At 39.9% G+C, this 18,332-nt stretch carries 20 protein-coding genes, 1 riboswitch and 1 other annotated feature; of the genes, 6 read left to right on the top strand and 14 right to left on the bottom strand.

Going from position 1 to position 18,332, the window contains the following annotated elements:
• Window positions 1-2: 2 nt before the first annotated feature.
• The 9 genes from AC1DEF_RS00290 to AC1DEF_RS00250 form a co-directional block, all read right to left on the bottom strand.
• Entirely contained in the window at window positions 3-182 is a 180-nt protein-coding gene (locus AC1DEF_RS00290) for a sporulation protein Cse60 (protein ID WP_013059521.1), read from the bottom strand.
• A 210-nt stretch (window positions 183-392) separates the two neighbouring features.
• Complete coding sequence (locus AC1DEF_RS00285) at window positions 393-572, bottom strand: hypothetical protein (protein WP_318330902.1); 180 nt, start codon at window positions 570-572, stop codon at window positions 393-395.
• 103 nt (window positions 573-675) lie between these two features.
• Entirely contained in the window at window positions 676-987 is a 312-nt protein-coding gene (locus tag AC1DEF_RS00280; RefSeq protein ID WP_013085250.1) for a rhodanese-like domain-containing protein, read from the bottom strand.
• Between the two features lie 184 nt (window positions 988-1,171).
• Entirely contained in the window at window positions 1,172-3,586 is a 2,415-nt protein-coding gene (gene leuS / locus AC1DEF_RS00275; RefSeq protein WP_097824703.1) for a leucine--tRNA ligase, read from the bottom strand.
• Between the two features lie 64 nt (window positions 3,587-3,650).
• Window positions 3,651-3,869: a binding site (T-box leader), on the bottom strand.
• Between the two features lie 243 nt (window positions 3,870-4,112).
• Window positions 4,113-4,304 (bottom strand): hypothetical protein, encoded by a 192-nt coding sequence (locus tag AC1DEF_RS00270; RefSeq protein ID WP_097824704.1) that lies wholly within the window; start codon window positions 4,302-4,304, stop codon window positions 4,113-4,115.
• Between the two features lie 64 nt (window positions 4,305-4,368).
• The gene (locus AC1DEF_RS00265) at window positions 4,369-5,691 is read right to left on the bottom strand and encodes a GntP family permease (protein ID WP_097824705.1); all 1,323 of its coding nucleotides are present in this window, start codon (window positions 5,689-5,691) and stop codon (window positions 4,369-4,371) included.
• 156 nt (window positions 5,692-5,847) lie between these two features.
• Window positions 5,848-7,035 carry an MDR family MFS transporter gene (locus AC1DEF_RS00260; protein WP_029319939.1) on the bottom strand — a complete coding sequence of 396 codons (1,188 nt, stop codon included), beginning with the start codon at window positions 7,033-7,035 and terminating at the stop codon, window positions 5,848-5,850.
• Between the two features lie 158 nt (window positions 7,036-7,193).
• Complete coding sequence (locus tag AC1DEF_RS00255; RefSeq protein WP_013059527.1) at window positions 7,194-7,349, bottom strand: hypothetical protein; 156 nt, start codon at window positions 7,347-7,349, stop codon at window positions 7,194-7,196.
• A 12-nt stretch (window positions 7,350-7,361) separates the two neighbouring features.
• Window positions 7,362-7,625, bottom strand: coding sequence for a YtzC family protein (locus AC1DEF_RS00250; RefSeq protein ID WP_013059528.1), 264 nt, complete (start codon window positions 7,623-7,625; stop codon window positions 7,362-7,364).
• Between the two features lie 169 nt (window positions 7,626-7,794).
• Here AC1DEF_RS00250 and mnmL point away from each other — a divergent pair, with 169 nt between their 5' ends.
• A complete protein-coding gene (gene mnmL / locus AC1DEF_RS00245; RefSeq protein ID WP_097824706.1) occupies window positions 7,795-8,757 on the top strand; it encodes a tRNA modification radical SAM protein MnmL/YtqA in 963 nt (320 codons plus the stop codon).
• A complete protein-coding gene (gene mnmM / locus AC1DEF_RS00240; RefSeq protein WP_043975906.1) occupies window positions 8,754-9,323 on the top strand; it encodes a tRNA 5-(aminomethyl)-2-thiouridylate-methyltransferase MnmM in 570 nt (189 codons plus the stop codon). The genes mnmL and mnmM overlap by 4 nt, the downstream gene beginning before the upstream one ends.
• A gap of 12 nt (window positions 9,324-9,335) precedes the next feature.
• On the opposite strand, the gene AC1DEF_RS00235 is transcribed toward mnmM, so the two are convergent.
• On the bottom strand, window positions 9,336-10,394 hold the full coding sequence (locus AC1DEF_RS00235) for a tetraprenyl-beta-curcumene synthase family protein (protein WP_013059531.1): 1,059 nt from the start codon (window positions 10,392-10,394) through the stop codon (window positions 9,336-9,338).
• A 31-nt stretch (window positions 10,395-10,425) separates the two neighbouring features.
• On the bottom strand, window positions 10,426-11,202 hold the full coding sequence (locus AC1DEF_RS00230) for an alpha/beta fold hydrolase (protein WP_013059532.1): 777 nt from the start codon (window positions 11,200-11,202) through the stop codon (window positions 10,426-10,428).
• Between the two features lie 107 nt (window positions 11,203-11,309).
• Here AC1DEF_RS00230 and AC1DEF_RS00225 point away from each other — a divergent pair, with 107 nt between their 5' ends.
• From AC1DEF_RS00225 to AC1DEF_RS00215, 3 genes are all read left to right on the top strand, one after another.
• The gene (locus AC1DEF_RS00225; RefSeq protein WP_097824707.1) at window positions 11,310-11,837 is read left to right on the top strand and encodes a gamma carbonic anhydrase; all 528 of its coding nucleotides are present in this window, start codon (window positions 11,310-11,312) and stop codon (window positions 11,835-11,837) included.
• A 191-nt stretch (window positions 11,838-12,028) separates the two neighbouring features.
• A complete protein-coding gene (locus AC1DEF_RS00220) occupies window positions 12,029-12,553 on the top strand; it encodes a phosphatase PAP2 family protein (protein WP_043975902.1) in 525 nt (174 codons plus the stop codon).
• Window positions 12,554-12,571: 18 nt separating this feature from the next.
• Window positions 12,572-13,717: a glycosyltransferase family 4 protein gene (locus AC1DEF_RS00215; protein WP_097824708.1), complete on the top strand. Its 1,146-nt coding sequence runs from the start codon at window positions 12,572-12,574 to the stop codon at window positions 13,715-13,717.
• 32 nt (window positions 13,718-13,749) lie between these two features.
• On the opposite strand, the gene metK is transcribed toward AC1DEF_RS00215, so the two are convergent.
• Window positions 13,750-14,952: a methionine adenosyltransferase gene (gene metK, locus AC1DEF_RS00210; protein WP_097824709.1), complete on the bottom strand. Its 1,203-nt coding sequence runs from the start codon at window positions 14,950-14,952 to the stop codon at window positions 13,750-13,752.
• Window positions 14,953-15,084: 132 nt separating this feature from the next.
• Window positions 15,085-15,202: riboswitch (SAM riboswitch) on the bottom strand.
• A 374-nt stretch (window positions 15,203-15,576) separates the two neighbouring features.
• On the opposite strand from metK, the gene pckA reads away from it, so the two are divergent.
• Window positions 15,577-17,166 carry a phosphoenolpyruvate carboxykinase (ATP) gene (pckA, locus tag AC1DEF_RS00205; protein ID WP_028411848.1) on the top strand — a complete coding sequence of 530 codons (1,590 nt, stop codon included), beginning with the start codon at window positions 15,577-15,579 and terminating at the stop codon, window positions 17,164-17,166.
• Window positions 17,167-17,200: 34 nt separating this feature from the next.
• On the opposite strand, the gene AC1DEF_RS00200 is transcribed toward pckA, so the two are convergent.
• Window positions 17,201-17,443 (bottom strand): DUF2584 domain-containing protein, encoded by a 243-nt coding sequence (locus AC1DEF_RS00200; protein ID WP_043975895.1) that lies wholly within the window; start codon window positions 17,441-17,443, stop codon window positions 17,201-17,203.
• A 54-nt stretch (window positions 17,444-17,497) separates the two neighbouring features.
• On the bottom strand, window positions 17,498-18,280 hold the full coding sequence (locus AC1DEF_RS00195; RefSeq protein WP_097824710.1) for an alpha/beta hydrolase family protein: 783 nt from the start codon (window positions 18,278-18,280) through the stop codon (window positions 17,498-17,500).
• Between the last annotated feature and the right edge of the window lie 52 nt (window positions 18,281-18,332).

Raw genomic sequence — 18,332 nt, 5'->3', positions numbered from 1 at the left:
TGCTAGGCTTTATACATAACCATGGCTGAAAAACAGTACACCTGCTCATCACGATCAACATCCACTGTCACTTGGTATTTAATATCAACGACGTCTTCATCCTCTAATTTCCGTAAAAATCGGTTCACCGCAAATTCTAAATCTTTTTCATGCTCTTTATCAAACATTTTTACTTGTATCACAGCTTCTACCACCTTGTCCTATCAAATTTGTTTCAATCAGAATGGACTGTTTCTCTTGATGATGGTTTTTGTACGGATTTTCAATCTCTTACTACCTCTATTTTTATGAGGGCTTTTATAGATTTAGTCATCATTTGTTTTCCTGCTATCATTTTAGTCGGTTGGCAGAAGTTTCATTCAAAAAAGAGGTTAAGACATAACGAAATGAATTCAATCTAAAGACGAACAAATGGGATACATGAGCTGAACCGCTTGTAACACGGCAGTTGATTTCCTTGCAAGACTTCGCTTTCCGCGGGCGGCCAGTGATCCTCCTCCTCCCTTGCGCTCCTGGGGGGTCTCACCTGTTCCGCTTTTCTCGCAGGAGTCTTCGCCTTGCCTTCCAATCAACTGCTAGAAGAAACGAAACAAAAAAAAATGAACCACTAATCAAACATGTTGATCAATGGTTCATTTTTCACTTCAGCTAAGATACTTTTGTCCCAGCCTCTTTTTATTTATTAACCGTTTTTCCTTCCCACTCTAACATACCGCCAACCATATTTGTTACTTTATATCCTTGTTCTTGAAGGTAGTAACATACGTTTTCACTGCGGCGGCCCGAACGGCAAATGAAAATATATTCTTTGTCTTTATCGAAATAATCCACATTACCTGGAATATCATTCATACGAATGTGTTTAGCAGTTGGAATCATTCCTTCTGCTACTTCTTCATCTTCGCGCACATCAACTAAATGAAGTTCTTCTCCATTTTCAACTCGTTTTTGAAGTTCTTCAGGCGTAATTACTTTTACTTCTTCCATCTTCGTCATTCCTCTCTATTCTTTCATTCAGCTTGCTATCGCTATTGTAGCAAATTCAAATACCTTTATGCCACTAAATAAGAAAAGCTTAAGCAGCAGCCTGCCTAAGCTTTTCCAATCGTAGTTAAAGGTTGACTAAGCGCCTGACTAAAGAACTGTCAGGGGTTCTGTTCTACATCAATACTTAATTAGCTACGATGTTTACTAATTTACCAGGCACAGCAATCACTTTGCGCACTGTCTTACCTTCAATGAACTCTTGAACATCTTGATTAGCCATTGCAATATCTTGAAGCTCTTCACGAGATGCCTCAGCAGGTACGTTTACTTTCGCACGTACTTTACCGTTAATTTGAACGACAATTTCCACTTCATCATCTACAAGTTTTGCTTCGTCAAACGCAGGCCAAGCCTCATACGAAATTGTATCTTCGTGACCTAGTTTGCTCCATAATTCCTCAGTCGTATGAGGACAAATTGGTGCTAATAGCTTCACAAATCCTTCTACGTATTGCTTTGGCAGCACGTCAACTTTGTATGCATCATTGATGAATACCATAAGCTGAGAGATACCTGTATTAAAACGGAGGCCTTCGTAATCTTCCGTTACTTTTTTCACCGTTTGGTGATACACGCGTTCAAGCATAGTGTCATTGCTTTCTTGAACCTTGCTGCTTAATTCACCGTTATCGTCAACAAGTAAGCGCCATACACGATCTAAGAAACGGCGTGCACCATCAAGCCCTTTTGTTGACCAGGCGATTGACGCATCTAAAGGCCCCATGAACATTTCATAAAGGCGAAGCGTATCTGCACCGTGGCTTTCTACGATCTCGTCTGGGTTTACAACGTTACCTTTTGACTTACTCATTTTTTCGTTATTTTCTCCAAGAATCATACCTTGGTTAAACAGTTTTTGGAACGGCTCTTTTGTTGGAACTACGCCGATATCATATAAAAACTTATGCCAGAAACGAGCATATAATAAGTGAAGAACAGCGTGTTCAGCTCCACCGATATAAATATCTACCGGCAACCATTCTTTTAATTTATCTGCATCTGCTAACGCTTCACTGTTTGTTGGATCAATGTAGCGTAAGTAATACCAGCAGCTGCCTGCCCATTGAGGCATTGTATTTGTTTCACGGCGCCCTTTTTTGCCTGTTTCCGGATCTACAACGTTCACCCAGTCATCAATGTTTGCTAACGGAGATTCACCTGTGCCTGACGGTTTGATTTCAGTCGTTTTTGGTAACACAAGCGGAAGTTGATCTTCAGGAACTGCAGTCGTTGTGCCGTCTTCCCAGTGAATAACAGGAATTGGTTCACCCCAGTAGCGCTGACGGCTGAATAACCAGTCACGCAGACGGTATGTTACTTGTTTTTCACCTTTTTCATTTGTTTGAAGCCACTGAATCATATTTGAAATTGCTTCTTCTTTATCTAAACCATTTAAGAAGTCTGAATTAACGTGCTCGCCGTCGCCTGTATAAGCTTCTTTTGAAACGTCTCCGCCCGCTACTACTTCTTTAATCGGCAGTTCAAATTTAACAGCAAATTCATAATCACGCTCATCATGAGCCGGAACAGCCATAATTGCACCTGTGCCATAGCTCATTAGAACATAGTCAGCAATCCAAATTGGCATTCTCTCGCCGTTTACAGGGTTAATTGCATAAGCACCAGTGAATACGCCAGTTTTGTCTTTAGCTAAGTCTGTACGTTCTAAATCGCTTTTGCTTTTAATTTGATCTAAATACGCTTCTACCGCTTCTTTTTGTTCGGCTGTTGTAATTTTTTCTACAAACGGATGTTCAGGTGCTAAAACGGCATACGTTGCCCCAAATAGCGTGTCAGGACGCGTTGTGAACACAGTAAATGTGTCCTCGTATCCATCGATTGTGAAGTGCACGTGAGCTCCTTCAGAGCGGCCAATCCAGTTGCGCTGCATTTCTTTAATACTTTCTGGCCAATCAAGCTCATCTAAATCTTCTAGTAAACGATCTGCATAAGCTGTGATTTTAAGCATCCACTGCTTCATTGGACGACGCTCAACTGGATGTCCCCCACGCTCACTTTTGCCGTCAATAACTTCTTCGTTCGCAAGTACTGTTCCTAGAGCAGGACACCAGTTAACAGCTACTTCATCCACATAAGCTAAGCCGTTTTTATATAGCTGTAAGAAAATCCACTGCGTCCATTTGTAGTAGTTTGGATCAGTTGTATTAATTTCTCGCTCCCAATCGTAAGAGAAACCTAACGATTTGATTTGACGACGGAAATTATTAATGTTAAGTTCGGTGAATTCAGCCGGGTCGTTTCCTGTATCTAATGCATACTGTTCAGCAGGTAGTCCGAATGCATCCCATCCCATCGGATGAAGTACATTGTATCCTTGCATACGCTTCATACGAGATAAAATATCCGTTGCTGTATAACCTTCTGGATGCCCAACGTGTAAACCAGCGCCAGATGGATAAGGGAACATATCTAATGCGTAAAATTTACGCTTTCCTTCATCTTCTGTTGTTCTAAATGTTTTATTTTCTTCCCAAACTTTTTGCCATTTTTGTTCGATCTTTTCATGATTAAAAGCCATACATAATCCTCCTTGTACGCTCCAGCTGTATTTAATTAAACTAAAAAACCCCTCATCCCTCAAACAAAGGGACGAGAGGTTGAATAAACTTCCCGCGGTACCACCCAAATTAGCACAATTATGTACTCACTCATTTTCCTTAACGCGGATAGACGGCAAATGTTACTTTACTTCACATTTACAACTCCAAGGTGAGTTCATGAACGCTCGTTTGCTGACTCGCACCACCCGTCAGCTCTCTTAGCTCGCTTCGTTCACTACTATTCCTTATCATAGTTTTTACATCATACTACCTTGTATTGTAAATAATATGTTCGTAAACTGCAAGTTGTTCAAGGGATTTTGTAAAAGTTTCTGCAATGCAGCACTGCTTTGTTGCTAAATCCTCTCTTTCATTCTTATATATGAACAACTTCTCCCAAAAACATACATCGACGGCCAAACAAAAAAGGGATTGAGACATAATTAAATCAATCCAATTTAAAGACGAACAAATAGGATAAATGCGCTAGTATGAATCTCTTGGTTACAACGCTGTTGATTTCCGTGCAAGACTTCTCTTTCCGCTGGCAGCCGATGAGCCTCCTCGTTGCTTACACTCATGCGGGGTCTCACCTATTTCAGGAGTCTTTGTCTTGCCCTCCACTCCGCAGCTAGAAGCACCTAAACAAATGAAATCTACGTTCACCATAAGCATGAAAAGATCCGAACGATTCATCGTTCGGATCTTCCTTCAACTAAAATACTTTTATCCCAGCCCCTGCTTTCTTTAGCTGCTATTATTAAATGCCAAATCCAAAAGAAAACAGGATGATCGCAAGTACAAGACCAACAAGCGGCACAATCACCGTCATTGCTGCAACTGATCCATACGCATCTTTATGAGTTTCTCCGCAAATAGAATTAATGGTTGTTACGACATAACCATTATGAGGCAAGGAATCTAGTACTCCAGAGGAAATAGCTACTACGCGATGGAGAGCTTCTGGATTTACACCAGCATCTAGATAGTGAGGTGCTAAAATTGGCAAAGCAATCGCCTGACCTCCTGAAGCCGAACCTGTCATCCCCGCGATAACACTCACGGCAATAGCTCCTCCGATCAACGGACTTCCTGGAATATGCGTCATGGCATCTACAGCCACTCCAAACGCGGGAACAGCCTTAGCAACTCCTCCAAAACCTACGACAGCGGCTGTATTCCCAATAGCAATTAACGCACCCAGCGTTCCTTCTGAAGCTGCATTCCAAAATCCTTTAAAATGCTTTCGGTTCACAATATAAGTGACAATGATCCCGCTTAAAAGTGCGACAATCAGCGCAGATTGCTGAAGTGGCTTATGAAGTGCAAAAGAAATAGTGAGCACGACCACAAGCGGAAGCAAACTTAATAAAGGATTAGGAAGAGACTGATTTTCCATTACTACTGGATCTTTCTCGCGTGATATAAAACGCTCTCCATTTTTAACTGCTTTTGAAATCAAGCGCTTTAACCACCAGTAGCCGAATACAGCCATCACTACTGCTACAACTAAACTAACTTCCCATCCTGCATACGGACTAGTCTTCAAATATTCAATTGGAATCCAGTTTTGGATTTCAGGCGACCCAGCCGAGGTCATCGTAAACGTAACGGAACCAAATGCTAAAGCAGCAGGAATAAACCGCCTCGGCAAATCGGCTTGTTTGAATAAGCTCAAAGCCATTGGATAGACAGAGAATGCTACTACAAACAAACTGACTCCTCCGTATGTCAAGACCGCACAGGCAAGTACAATCGCCAACACTGCTCTTTTCATTCCTAGTTTACTGACAATCCAGCGAGAAACACTATCAGCAGCCCCGCTGTCTTCCATCACTTTTCCAAAGACGGCTCCCAATAGAAACATTAAATACCAAGAAGCAATAAATCCTGTGAAACCAGACATGTAATTTCCAATAAAATTTGCTTCCCCTTCTTTCACCAGCTGTGGAAATAAAGGCATTCCGCTTGTTAACGCAACAACTAAAGCACTGAGCGGACCTGCTATAAATAAATTCATGCCTCTCATCGTTAATACAATGAGCAGCAATAATCCTCCAATTAATCCAATCATACTAAGCATATTTAGCCCCCCATGAAGTCATACAATTAGAAAACGCTTACATATTTACAGGTATATACTCCTTCCTTTGCTTGTCACGACCCTTACTATATTATTAAAGGAATACTGAAGACATTCCTACGTTTATTAAGCAGTCAAAAATAAAACCATCTCTATTTATTTAGAGATGGTTAACGAACGCTGACGTTTTTCTTTTAATTTATAATCGTATATCCATGTTGTACACATGCTGAATAGCAATAGCCCAATTAATAAATAGCACAGCGTAGACATATTAAACGCATCGAAAATAACGCCTCCAAAGAGAGGACCAATCATTTTACCTGCAGTAGCCATGCTGTTAACTACACCTTGATAAAATCCTTCTTTTCCAGATGGTGCCAACTGACTTGCAACAGCTGGAATGGCTGGCCAAACGAACATTTCTCCAATTGTCAACACAACCATGGCTGTTAAGAACTGCGGAAATGTTGTAGCATTCACCACGATAACAAAAGAAGCCACAAAAATAACCGTTCCAATTAGGACTTGTACTTTTAATGTTTTTGCTACTTTTTGAATGATGGGTACAATCAAAGGCTGACCGACTACAATTAAAATCCCGTTAATCGTCCAAAGCAAACTGTAGCTAGAAAGAGGTATATTCAGCTCACGCGTATGCGTAGCAATCGTTGTTTGCCACTGAACATACGCCACCCAGCATAAGACATACCCCGTACATAAAATAAGAAGAGCAGTCAGCTTCGTTTTATGCCCAATGCTCCCAGCTTCATTAAGGACATTCGTTTGCCCAACTGTAACCGAAATATGGCGATATGAAAAAATAGCAATAAGCAGAAAAATAACGTATAAAATTGTATTAGCTAAGAAAATATACGTAAATGAATAAGACGCTACAATGCCTCCTACCGCGGCGCCAATAGCTACTCCTGCATTTTGAGCAACGTACATCGCATTAAATGCTTTTCTTCCGCCCTGTGGCCAAACGGACCCTGCCATTGCATACATAGATGGAAACACAATACCAGATCCAAACCCTACAACAACCAAGAGAACAACGTATGTAGGCCAACCATGGAAAAACACGAGTCCCACTAATGCAATAAGAGTAATAATAATTCCTGATAAAATGGATTTATATCCTCCGATTTTGTCAAAAAGCGTTCCTCCAAGCAAATTTCCTACTACGCTTGCAGCAGAATTCAGCATAAGAACCACTCCTGCGACGGACAACGACTTTCCTAAATGTTCATTTATATAAATTGTATTGAGAGGCCATAAAAATGAAGCTCCCGTTACGTTTACAAGCATACCAATAATCAAAAACCAAAGTGATTTAGGCATTGATCTCCCCCCTATCTATTCGAATGCCAACGTACATTCTAGTCTTTTCTTAAAGGGTTCGCAATGCTTTTACATATAGACAATTTATTTAAAATTCGCTGACTATTTAAAAAGGTGATTTCACATGACAATATCATGCAAAACCACCTTTTTATCGCTTACTTTTGCTTCGAACGAACCGGCTGTGCACGCTTGCTGTTTCGTGCTTTTAATTCTTTTACCGGATCAAAATCTTTTCCTAGCTCAATGTCATTGCTGTTGATCCCGTTTTTTGTTTTTTGTTCCGGATTATTTTGATTTGAACGCGTTGCCATAAAATCCTCTCCTTAATGCTGAGTTGTGATCAATTTATTTTGCAGCTGCTGAACTTGAAGGCGCATGCGATATAGCTGCTCTCTTTGCTGTGCATTTGCACTGTGAGAAAACTCTTCAATTTCTTTATAAGCATTTTCTAATTTTTCCTGTGCTTTTGTATACTCAGTGTCGTTATAATGTTCTTGCTTCATGCCTTCCTGCAACTGGCCTTGTCCAAAGCGAATAGCATCTTCACACTGTTGCATAAGTTGATCCACTGCTTGACGAGTTGTCATTCTCTATTCCTCCTATTCGTTCATTTCTGTCTTATTTTGCGCAACTTTACTTCCCTTTACGACAAGAAGAACCTGTTAAATATAAGCATCCTTAAATTTGTTTGGCACTTTTTCACGTTTTTGATACAATTTGTTGATGTATATTGCATGTAAAAAGGAGGTTGCTGATTTGAGTCAGACAAACCCATTTCCGTATAAATCTGAAAACAAACGTTATCACACCTGGAATTACCACTTACGTAACCACTTTGGCCATAAGGTATTTAAAGTAGCCTTAGATGGAGGATTTGATTGTCCAAACAGAGACGGCACGGTAGCTCACGGCGGCTGTACGTTTTGCAGTGCTGCCGGCTCAGGGGATTTTGCCGGAAACAGAGCGGATGACCTCGTGACACAATTTAATGAAATCCGTGAAAAAATGCATCATAAGTGGAAAGACGGAAAATACGTTGCTTACTTTCAAGCATTTACTAATACTCATGCTCCTGTCGAGGAGCTTCGTGAAAAATATGAAGCCGTCTTAAAGCTTCCCGGAGTTGTTGGGCTTTCTATCGCCACGCGCCCTGACTGTCTCCCCGACGATGTGGTGGAATACTTGGCTGAATTAAATGAACGAACTTATCTATGGGTAGAACTTGGACTGCAAACTGTTCATGAACGAACTTCACTGCTTATTAATCGGGCACACGATCATCAATGCTATGTAGATGGGGTAGCAAAGCTTCGAAAACACGGTATTCGCGTTTGTTCTCACATCATTAATGGTTTGCCTTTAGAAACACCTGATATGATGATGGAAACCGTACGTGAAGTAGCAAAATTAGACGTTCAAGGAATCAAGATTCATCTGCTTCATTTACTAAAAGGAACTCCTATGGTCAAACAGTATGAAAAGGGCCTTGTTGAATTTCTTTCATTTGAAGAATACGTAAAGCTTGTATGCGATCAGCTCGAAGTACTCCCTCCTGAGATGATTGTTCATCGTATTACAGGCGATGGACCGATAGACCTCATGGTTGGACCGATGTGGAGCGTAAATAAGTGGAGCGTATTAAATGCCATTGATCAAGAGCTCCAACATCGTCAAAGCTATCAAGGAAAATATTACGAAAAAGAGTTGATGGAAAGATGAAAATAGAACGTATCCTGCCTTTTGCCCGCACATTGCTCACTAATGCTGTGGCCCAAGGAGATGTCGCGATTGATGCCACAGCAGGAAATGGACATGATACATTGTTCTTAGCTAACTTAGTCGGAGATACAGGTCATGTATATGGATTTGATATTCAACCTCAAGCCATTCAAGCAACTCAACAGCGATTGACAGAATACCATGTAGAAAACAGAGTAACACTTATCCAAGAAAGCCACAGCAATATAAACATGCTTCCTCGTTCTATTAAAGGACGAGTCACGGGCGCTGTCTTTAATTTAGGTTATTTACCAGGTGGAGATAAAGACATTGTCACCACTTCTGAAACAACAATCTCTGCAATTGAGCAGTTACTTGATTTGCTAGCACCTGAAGGAGTGATTGTGCTCGTTATTTATCATGGACACGAACAAGGGAAACAAGAAAGAGACGATTTACTAACGCATGTCCAAAATCTTGATCAAAAAGACGTTCACGTTTTACAATATCGTTTCATGAATCAGCAAAACAACCCTCCCTTCATCATTGCTATTGAAAAAAGATAAGCCGCATATGGCTTATCTTTTTAACATTCGGTACAAGCGTCCGTTGATATAGAAAAAGTAGCTGAGGGCTCCCCCCGCTTTTATTAACCTACGTGCATTCACATGAACATGTTTTTGTGCCCGCACTTTTTGATCCGACAAATAAACGCCCAAGAGTCCTTTATAGATAAAGCAGTGAAAGTGATAATCTGGCAGTTTTTTAGCATATTCGTCCGCTTTTACGACAAAATGCAAAAAGCGATCCATCATTTGCTGATAATGAGGATAATAAAAACAAAAGTTCAAATCTCCTCCTGCTTTATCTTCTTCTTGGTCAATTAAATAATCGAGTAAAATATGTAAGCCTTGAATATAAGGAAAATATCCTGCTTTTATTTTCTGCGTCATTTCTTCGGTCATCTCTTCTTGAAAGCTATAAGCAACTAAACAAAAAATTCCTAACGTTGAACCAGAGCACGCTGAAAATTCATACCACTCCATTTCAGGAACACTGTGCCGGTGAGCATCGAACCAATTCTCTAATCGTGGAACTCTTTCCTTGATTTCAACATGCTTATGTATTTGCAAATCACAATAATAATTAGCTAGTTCTAATAAATGTGAAGAGACTATATGGTAATTACAAGCTTTTCGCAAGGACTGCTGACAAGTCTGGACAAGTCCAGCTAAGTATCCTCCGTCGTCTTTATCCGCTCGAAAACGATAGTAATCCCCAAGAGGTGCATGAGGAGTCAACGCATCTGGCATCGATTCATGTAAGGCGGCAAAATCTTTAGGGTCTAGCGAATTGCTGCGGTCACATAAGTTATCTAAGTAATCGCTGATTGTTTGGTAGGCAACAATAAATTTCACGCATTCAATCATGTTTTCTTTCGCTAAAATCGATAGGATACCGCCTCCTTCACAATGAAAAGTTTTTGTATCGATACTTGCCAATGCTTGAGTACGCAATTCTTTATTAGGAATCTCTTTTGCTCGTTCGCGCCAATGATTAAGCTCATGATGAACGACAGGAAACACTTCTCGATAAATTTTTCTCATTAATGAAATAGGATGAGACGGAATCTTCATTTATTTTCACCTCAATTTCTTACCGCACTTATTAAATGTGAAGATCCACAAAACTTTTCGCATATGTAAAAACGTATTCTCTTTCAGGCTCATTAAAGATTTCGTGATACAGCTGAGACCATTCTTTGTAGATTTTTTCACTTAGCTCTATTTCATCAAACCACTGCCTAACAATCAGCTTTTCAATAATTTTATCTTCTCCTGCCTGCATCACAAGAAGCGGGACATCAGGCAAACGATCGATATCTTTAAAAGCTAAGTTGACAGCTTGGATCAATTCCCGGTACCATCTTACAGAAACTTTTGTAACATACAGTGAGTCATTTTCATCTTCATCTCGAACTTCTTGGTTTCTTGTTGCTTTTTCAACAGTGAGACCTAAATCGAAAAGTTTGTTCGGCATGACTTTATTTAACCCTTTAGATAGCATATCTAAATAAGCCGGTACTTGCTCTTTTAATCCTAGACAAGGAGAGGAAAGAATCGCACCCCATATAGGGAGGTTTTTTGTCTGGAGCGTACGAATAACCGCCAGTCCTCCCATACTGTGACCTAACAGGAAAATAGGCAAATCATATTTTTGCGCTTCACGTACCCATTCTTCCACTTCATACACATATTCATCAAAGGATAGGATATGTCCTCTTCTTCTTGTTGTTAAGCCTTGGCCAGGAAGGTCTCCCATAATTACGTGCATTCCAACCGAACGCCACATCTCAATCAGCCAGCGATAGCGTCCGTGATGCTCCGCTGCTCCATGGACCATGACAATAACGCCTTTTGGATTTACTGCTTCCCATTTATGCATTTGAGTTACTCCTTCTTCCTTTTTTTGTTTACCTGCTTAAAAAACCTTTGTACACTTACATTAGAAGATTTACTACTTTTTTTCAACTAATAAAGGGAGATGATTTGATGATTTATCCGTATAAAGAAAAAATGCCTACCATTGCACCCAGCTGCTTCATCGCAGACTATGTCACGATTACTGGAGATGTCACCATTGGTGAAGAAAGCAGCATTTGGTTTAACACTGTTATTAGAGGAGATGTTTCACCTACGATTATTGGTAAACGAGTAAACATACAAGATCAATCAACACTCCATCAAAGCCCAAATGCTCCTTTGCTTATTGAGGATGATGCAACAGTAGGACATCAAGTTATTTTACATAGCTCCATCATCCGCAAACGCGCGCTCATTGGCATGGGTTCTATTATTTTAGACGGTGCGGAAATTGGTGAAGGTGCTTTTATCGGTGCTGGAAGCTTAGTGCCTCCCGGTAAAAAAATACCCCCCAATACTCTCGCACTCGGCCGACCTGCTAAAGTGATCCGCACTCTGACAGAAGAGGATTTAAAAGATATGCAGCGCATTCGTACAGAATATGTAGAAAAAGGGCAGTATTATAAATCTATTAAGAAATCTGATTCTTCATTATAAAGGAAACGTTCCCTCAGAAAGTCATACTGAGGGAATTTTTTTAGTATCTCCACAAACTCTCCAATCATGTTCTATTCTCTCCACAATTGTAAAGAAATTCCCATATTAATTTACATCGTTTTAGTACTGCCTACACAATTAAAGATTAAACTGAATAATAAAGACGTATTTATTGAAAAGGGAGCGACTCTATGAAAGCCAAGTTAATTCAGTATGTATATGATGCCGAATGCCGATTATTCAAAAGCGTAAACCAACATTTTGATCGAAAGCACTTAAATAGATTTTTACGTTTACTAACTCACACTGGCGGAGCCACGTTTACCATTGTGATAGCGTGCTTGCTGCTATTTCTGCATCCTTCATCCGTCGCTTACGCTTGTGCGTTTTCTCTAGCCGTTAGTCATATTCCTGTCGCCATTGCTAAAAAACTATATCCGAGAAAACGACCTTATATTCAATTAAAATATACAAAAGTATTAGAAAATCCCTTAAAAGATCATTCATTTCCGTCTGGGCATACAACAGCTATTTTTTCGTTGGTTACCCCTCTTATGATTGTTTATCCAGCCTTCACTGCCGTTCTTTTGCCTCTTGCAGTAACGGTAGGAATTTCAAGAATTTATCTCGGTCTGCACTATCCGACGGATGTCATGGTAGGCCTGATACTGGGCATCTTTTCAGGTGCTGTGTCACTGAACATATTTTTAACTTAATTGATAGGAGGAGTACTAATGAGAATTGCTTTATTTACGGATACATTTGCTCCAGAAGTTAACGGAGCTGCTAAAACACTTTATCAGTTTACCCAGTATGTCAAATCAAAGCAAATTCCCATCCAGGTATTTGCTCCTGAATTTGCTCATGATCAGTCATTTTCAACGTATGTTCACCGTTCGCCCAGCATGCCGTTTTTCCTTTATCCAAACAGCCGCTTTTCATTGCCAAACGTTCTAAAAATTAAAAAGCAGCTGCAGGAATTCAATCCTTCTATTATTCATTTGGCCACTCCTTTTACAATGGGGCTTTGCGGCTCCTATTACGGGAAAAGATTAGGTGTTCCTCTTGTCGGCTCTTATCATACCAATTTTGCTGATTATTTATCTCACTATGAACTTGAAAAAATGCGTGTACCACTGCAAAAATATATGAAATGGTTTTATAAACCTGTACAAAAAATATTCGCTCCCTCTGAAGTGACCAAACAGCAGCTAGAAGAACAAGGGTTTCACAACGTATCTATTTGGTCGCGAGGAGTAAATCATAAATTATTTCACCCCCACTATGACCGCTTTGATATTCGTATTAAATATAATATTAAAAAGCCCTACATTTTAACGTATGTAGGAAGATTAGCTAAAGAAAAGAACGCTGATTTTTTAATGAAAATCGCACGATCTCTACCGGATCATATCCGCCATCAAATTCACTGGGTTATTGTGGGAGACGGCTCTTTAAAAGAACAAATGCAGCAGCAAGCATCTGAGCATATGACATTTACAGGCTTCCTTGAAGGTAAGCAACTTGCTCATATCTATTCATCATCTGATTTGTTTGTTTTTCCTTCAGAAACAGAAACCTTCGGAAATGTTGTACTGGAGTCTCTTGCTTCTGGAACTCCTGTAGTGGCAGCAAATGCAGGAGGAGTTAAACAGATGATTCAGCACGGGCGAAACGGCTACCTTTGCAAACCTCACTCCTTAGAAGAATTCAGTTCGGCTATTACAGGTTTACTCGATGATTTGCACCAGCGGCTTCACTTTGGCCATGCAGCGAGACACTATGCTCTTACTCAATCATGGGACGCCATTTTTCAGCATTTGCTTTCAGAATATGAAGGTGTCGTAGAAAAATCTGCTGCAGATATTCAATGGGCATAAAAAAAATCTCCGTTTTCACGGAGATTTTTTTATTATTTAGCTAAAGCTTGAGTTTTTAATGCTTCCGCTTTGTCTGTGAACTCCCAAGGAAGCTCCACGTCCGTACGACCAAAGTGGCCGTAAGCTGCTGTTTGCTTATAAATTGGGCGACGTAAATCAAGCATTTTAATGATGCCCGCTGGACGTAGGTCAAAGTTTTTGCGTACTACGTCTACTAGTACTTCTTCAGAAACTTTTCCTGTACCGAATGTATCAATTGAAATAGATACTGGTTGTGCAACACCAATTGCATATGCTAGTTGTACTTCACATTTATCAGCAAGATCAGCTGCTACAATGTTTTTCGCAACATAACGAGCTGCATAAGCTGCTGAACGGTCTACTTTTGTTGCGTCCTTACCAGAGAATGCACCGCCGCCGTGACGAGCATATCCGCCGTAAGTATCAACGATAATTTTACGACCAGTTAAACCAGCATCTCCTTGAGGACCGCCGATTACGAAACGTCCTGTTGGGTTAATGAAATACTTTGTATTTTCATCAATTAACTCGTTTGGAACAACTGGATTAATAACATATTCTTTTAAGTTACGTTGAATTTGATCTAACGTTACTTCTGGATGATGCTGAGTTGAAATAACAATTGTATCGATGCGAACAGGTTTGTTGTTTTCATCATATTCAACTGTTACTTGTGTTTTACCATCCGGGCGAAGGTAAGGAAGAATTTCTTCTTTACGTACTTCTGTTAGACGGCGAGCAAGTTTATGAGCTAATGAAATTGGAAGAGGCATTAATTCTTTTGTTTCGTTACATGCATAACCAAACATTAAGCCTTGGTCTCCAGCTCCGATTGCTTCGATTTCTTCATCTGACATTTGACCTTCACGTGCTTCTAACGCTTGGTCTACACCAGCAGCGATATCAGCTGACTGCTCGTCGATAGATGTTAATACTGCACAAGTTTCAGCATCAAATCCGTATTTTGCACGAGTATAGCCAATTCCTTTAATTGTTTCACGAACTGTTTTAGGAATATCCACGTAAGTAGAAGTTGTAATTTCACCACTTACTAAAACTAAACCAGTTGTTACGCTTGTTTCACAAGCAACACGAGCATTTGGATCCTTTGCTAGGATAGCATCAAGAATTGAGTCAGAAATTTGGTCACAAATTTTATCGGGATGTCCCTCTGTAACAGATTCTGACGTGAACAGACGACGTTGTGTTGACATCAGTTTTCCTCCTTATAAATACGATACATTGTGATACGGTACTCATTCCCTTATTTTCATTACACGTTAAAAAATATAAAAAAACCTTTCCTTGTATCGAGGAAAGGTATCAAATTCTACATAAGCCTTTCACTCTTATCGATCAAGGTTGTGCCCTTGCATCAGGTTAGCACCTTATCGTCTACACAAAAAAATGACGATGGTTGCTGGGTTTCATAGGGCCTGTCCCTCCACCAGCTCGGGATAAGAGAGTATCCGTTCAAGGACATATAATACATGAAAAAGCGCTCCACTGTCAACAACATTCAAATGGAAATCATCTCTTTATGTTTGAATCTGTTTTAATGTAACATACTCAAATTCCGAAATAGTACACCTTATTAAGAATCATCACTAAGTTTAGTTAATAAGACAGATCAAAATGAGGCTTTCACTTAAAATAGCTTCACTTTTTTCGCTCCTAGCACATATACATGTGTCTAAAATAGGTATAACGTACATTTTTTTATAATACACAAACATTTTTAGTTAAATAGTATAGAATAATTAAATAAATGTGTTATACTAATTATAAATTTCAAACATTAATGAATAAATAATAGCTAAAAAAGGAAGGTAGTGCACATGAGTACTGTTGATATGTCTATCGAATTAAATGGTTTGCTTCAATTAAAAACAACAAAACACCAATTATCTGTTCCACAACTTGTTGAAAAAATTCTAGCTCGACGCGAAGGAACGCTGACTTCTACAGGTGCTGTGTCAGTCGAAACCGGAAAATATACAGGTCGCTCTCCTTTAGATAAATTTATTGTAAGCGATGCTGTGTCTTCAAAAACGGTTGAATGGGGACCTGTCAATCAGCCAATTTCTGCTCAGCGATTCGATGCGCTATACAAAAAAGTCTTAACCCACTTAAAGAAGCAGGATGAACTTTTTGTTTTTAATGGATATGCTGGAGCTGATAAAAAGTATCAGTTACCAATTCAAGTAGTTAATGAATTTGCATGGCACAACCTATTCGCTCAGCAGTTATTCATTCGCCCTTCAGCCGAACAAAAAACAAATGATGATGTGAAGCCGTTTACAATTGTAGCAGCTCCAACGTTCAAAGCTGATCCTGAAACAGACGGGACGAATTCTGAAACCTTCATTATTCTTTCGTTAGAGCGACGCATTGTGCTAATTGGAGGAACTGAATACGCTGGTGAAATGAAAAAATCTATTTTCTCAGTGATGAACTTCTTACTTCCTCAAAACAATATTCTATCCATGCACTGTTCTGCTAACGTAGGAGAAGAAGGTGACGTTGCATTATTCTTTGGTTTATCTGGAACGGGTAAAACAACGCTTTCTGCTGATGCAAACCGTCGTTTAATCGGAGATGACGAGCACGGTTGGTCAAGCTCTGGTGTATTTAATATTGAAGGAGGATGCTACGCGAAGTGCATTCAGCTTTCCGAAGAAAAAGAACCGCAAATCTTCAATGCAATTCGCTTCGGCGCCGTACTGGAAAATGTAGTGTTAAATCAAAATACGAAAGTAGCAGATTACAATGATAATAGTTTAACAGAGAATACTCGTGCCGCTTATTCAATTGACTCTATTGATAATACGGTATTGCCAAGCGTTGCCGGGCACCCTACAGCTATTGTCTTTTTAACTGCTGATGCTTTCGGTGTCTTACCTCCAATCAGCAAGCTTACAAAAGAACAAGCAATGTACCATTTTCTGAGCGGATACACTAGTAAGTTAGCTGGAACAGAGCGCGGCGTAACATCGCCACAGGCTACTTTCTCTACATGCTTTGGTGAGCCTTTCTTACCTCTTGCTCCAACAACTTATGCAGAAATGCTAGGAAAGAAAATCGATGAACATAATGTAAATGTCTACCTTGTAAATACTGGATGGACCGGCGGTGAATACGGGGTGGGCGAACGAATGAAGTTAAGTTACACTCGAGCTATGGTTCAAGCAGCCCTTGAAGGAGAACTCGCTAATACCGAAACAGTAACAGATGCTATTTTTGGTTTATCGATTCCAACTCATGTTCCGGGCGTTCCTGATGAAGTGCTTCAGCCTTCTAAAGCATGGAACGATGCAACAGCTTATAACCAAAAGGCAACTGAGCTTGCTGCTAAATTCAAAGCTAATTTCAAGCGTTTTAACGATGTAGCATCTGACATTTCAACATTAGGCGGACCTAGAGTCTAATAAAAAAACGATCGTCTTATAGACGATCGTTTTTTTAGTTAGTCGAATGTAATTTTGTCAGTTCATATGTGATAATGGTTTTTTCCTGCTCCATTTCTACCTTACGCACAACAGCAGTTCCAATACATTCTCCATTTTTCGTTTTGTGAACGTTTAATGGAATATCTAACGGATACAAGCGATATCCTTTTTTCTCAATTTGAAAAATGTTATCCGTTACACGCTTTTCGTTGCCTTTTGTCACAATCATTGTATTTAATTCTAGCGGCATCCCCATTTTTTCTCACTCCTCACTGTTATTCTACTTGTTTTCTCTATCGTAGCATATCTTTTATTGCGCTTTCATCCACTTCGTTAACTTCTTCACCGTTTCTCGGTTTTCTTTTGGGGGAAAAGCATGTGGAAAGTTTTCGAAGTACCAGCTGGTAACTTTTTTATTGGCCTTCTTTAGTTTAGATTCTAGCTGATAGGAATGATCAATCGACACGTTTTTATCTTCTAAACCATGAATAAGCAAGACCGGCGGCTCGACGAGATGAGCACGATGCAAAGGGGTCCTCCATTCGTATCTTTCAGGATATTTAGAAGGAGTTCCTCCAATCACCCGCTTCATCATTCTTCTTAAATCTTCTCTTTCTTCATATGTCAGCACCATATCCGTGACGCCTCCCCATAACACAAGAGAGCGGCTGTCGTTTTTTTCAATAGCTGTGAGTAAAGCCATCACTCCCCCTCTTGAAAACCCAAAAATATGAATGCGGTCATGGTGGACGTTAGGGAGCTGTTTCAGTAAATCGTAAGCAGCAAAAGCATCGTAACGATCATCTCCTGCAAAATCTTCGTTTCCTTCTCCTCCTTGATTTCCCCTGTAGAACGGAGCCATCACAATAAAACCTTGAGAAGCAAATTGAATGAGTCGAGCAGGACGAACCGTTCCTACGTTCTTGATACCTCCCCTTAAGTATAAAAAGCCGTCATACATTCCTTTTTCTTTTGGCTCTGCGAGCATTCCTTTAATCTTAAGTCCTTGACATGCATATGTAATCACCCACAGCGCCACGCGAGGGTTTGATGATGGGAAACGCTGTTTATGAAGAATTGTTCCATCTTTCATTTTTTTCCTCCATTCTTTATATAACTAGCCTGCTTTCTCCCGCTAAGGTGTA

Source organism: Priestia sp. 10L35, assembly GCF_056395685.1.
Note: the sequence above shows the minus strand (reverse complement) of the source record. Positions and strands in the feature narration are given on the sequence as shown.